This window comes from Streptomyces sp. MB09-02B, from assembly GCF_033794485.1.
Taxonomy (GTDB): domain Bacteria; phylum Actinomycetota; class Actinomycetes; order Streptomycetales; family Streptomycetaceae; genus Streptomyces.
Window position 1 is genome coordinate 1 of the sequence record NZ_JARGEE010000718.1, and the last position, 2613, is coordinate 2613.

Genomic DNA, 2613 nt, shown 5'->3' on the forward strand with positions numbered 1-2613 from the left:
TTGGCGGCCCCCCCTGTTGTTAAAAAAGGTTATTCGTCGGCAGGGTCAGTGGTGTATAAGGGACCGCTTGAAGTACAGCTGGGCCTCGTGCTCCCAGGTGAACCCGATCCCGCCGTGCAGCTGGATCCCCTCCCCGGCGGCCACCCGCAAGGTCTCCAGGGCCTGGGCGAGCGCCAGCCCACCGACCCGTTCGCCTCCACGACCACCCGCTCCGGGGGCGGCGGCCGCGGCCGCCCAGGCCGCGTAGTACGCCGCCGAGCGGGCCGCCCGCACCCGTACGTACACATCCGCGAGCCGGTGCTTCACCGCCTGGAACGACCCGATCGGCCGCCCGAACTGCTCCCGCTGCCGCACATACGCGACCGTCCGCTCCAACGCCCGGTCGGCGGCGCCCACGGCCTCCGAGGCGAGCACGGCGGCCGCCGTGTCCCCGACGCGTGCCAGTGCGCCCGGCACGTCCACCGCGTCATCGACGCCCAGCAACTCGGCCCGCACGTCCCGCAGTTCGATCCTGGCCACCGGTCGCGTCTCGTCGACGGCGGTCTGCCGCACCCGCATGAACCCGGCGCCGACCCCGGCGCCGACCCCAGCACCGCCAGCGTCCCCTCTCCCCGCCCGCACCACGAACAGCAGCGTCCGCGAGCGCGCGTACCCCCCGGCGTGCGCCGCGACGACCAGCAGCCCCGCGCTGTGCCCGTCGAGGACCTGACCGGCCTCCCCGTAGAGCCGCCACCCGTCCCCGACGCGTCGCGCCTGAATGCCGCCGGCCCGACCGCCGCCGGACCACGCACCCCTGTTGTCCCCGGTCAACGCCAGTGCGGTGGAGAGGGCGCCGCCCGCTACCGCGAGGGCCGCGGTGAGCCGGCCGGAGGCGAGCAGGGGGAGCAGCTCGGCGCGCTGCCGCTCGGTGCCGAGCGCGAGGATCAGAGGAGCGACGAGAACCGAGGTGGACAGCAACGGGGAGGGGGCCAACGAGCTCCCCAACTCTTCTGCCACCAGAGCGAGTTCGGTCTCCGAACATCCGACGCCGCCGTACGCCTCGGGAAGGGCGAGCCCCGGCAGCCCGAGCTGGTCGGAGAGGGCGGCCCACAGTCCGACGTCGTACCCCTGCCCCGTCCGCACGGCGGCCCGGACCCCCTCCGGACCACACCGCTTCAGCAGCAACTCCCGTACGGTGCGCCGGATCTCCTCCTGCTCGGTGGTGAAGCGGGCATCCATGGGCGGCCCCCCTTCCGTTCCCCCAGCGACGATCTCCGTATCTGACGGGCCGTCATATTAGGCCGGATGCCCACCGAAGCACAGGGCCGGCGCGCAGAGTCACCGTGCGGAGCCGCCATGCGGAGCCGCTACACGCAGCCGCCGCACGGAGCCACGGCCACAGAGTCACCGCGCAGGTTCCCGAACCCCGAATCTGATGTACCGTCAGATTCATGACCGGACGAAACGTCGCGATCGTCGGCGTCGCCCTGTCCGACTGCGGCCGGGTGGACGGCGCGACCCCGTACGCGCTCCACGCGCAGGCGGCCCGCCGGGCCCTCGCCGACGCGGGACTGGAACGCACCGCGATCGACGGCCTGGCGTCGGCCGGACTGGGGACGCTGGCGCCGGTGGAGGTGGCGGAGTACCTGGGCCTGCGGCCCACCTGGGTGGACTCCACCTCCGTCGGGGGCTCGACCTGGGAGGTGATGGCGGCGCACGCGGCGGACGCGATCGCCGCCGGTCACGCGAACGTCGTCCTCCTCGTCTACGGCTCCACGGCCCGCGCGGACATCAAGGCGGGGCGCCGGACCGGCACCCTCTCCTTCGGGGCGCGCGGCCCCCTCCAGTACGAGGTCCCCTACGGGCACACCCTGATCGCCAAGTACGCCATGGCCGCGCGCCGCCACATGCACGAGTACGGCACCACACTGGAACAGCTGGCCTCGGTGGCCGTGCAGGCCCGGGCGAACGCGGCGGCGAACCCCGAGGCGATGTTCCGCACCCCGATCACCGTCGACGACGTGCTGTCGTCCCCGCCGATCGCCGATCCCTTCACCAAGCTCCACTGCTGCATCCGCTCCGACGGCGGCGCGGCGGTCGTCCTGGCGGCCGAGGAGTACGTACGGGACTGCCGGCCGACGACGCCCGTCCGGATCCTCGGCACCGGCGAGTACACCTCCCACACGACGATGTCCGAGTGGCCCGACTTCACCGTCTCCCCGGCGGCGGTCAGCGGGCGCCTGGCCTTCGAACGCGCCGGAGTGCGCCCCGCCGAGATCGACTTCGCCGAGATCTACGACGCCTTCACCTACATGACCCTGGTGACCCTGGAGGACCTCGGGTTCTGCGCCAAGGGCGAGGGCGGGGCGTTCGTGGAGAAGGACCGTCTGACCCTGACCGGCGACCTCCCCGTCAACACCGACGGTGGCGGTCTCTCCGCCCAGCACCCCGGCATGCGCGGCCTCTTCCTCCTCGTCGAGGCCGTACGCCAGCTCCGCGGCGAGGCGGGCACCCGCCAGGTCCGCACCCCCACCGGCGACCTCCCCCGCCTGGCCGTCGCCTCGGGCACGGGTGGCTGGTTCTGCTCGTCGGGGACGGTGGTCCTGGGGCGGGGTTGAAGGGGCCGGAATAGGG

General features: G+C 73.2%; 2 protein-coding genes. One reads left to right on the forward strand and one right to left on the reverse strand.

Annotated features, from left to right (window positions below; all coding sequences use genetic code 11):
- Positions 1 to 45 precede the first annotated feature (45 nt).
- Positions 46 to 1218: an acyl-CoA dehydrogenase family protein gene (locus tag P1P70_RS43265; protein ID WP_319247789.1), complete on the reverse strand. Its 1173-nt coding sequence runs from the start codon at positions 1216 to 1218 to the stop codon at positions 46 to 48.
- A gap of 212 nt (positions 1219 to 1430) precedes the next feature.
- Here P1P70_RS43265 and P1P70_RS43270 point away from each other — a divergent pair, with 212 nt between their 5' ends.
- Positions 1431 to 2597, forward strand: a complete 1167-nt coding sequence (locus tag P1P70_RS43270) for a thiolase C-terminal domain-containing protein (RefSeq protein ID WP_319247791.1) — start codon at positions 1431 to 1433, stop codon at positions 2595 to 2597.
- Positions 2598 to 2613 lie beyond the last annotated feature (16 nt).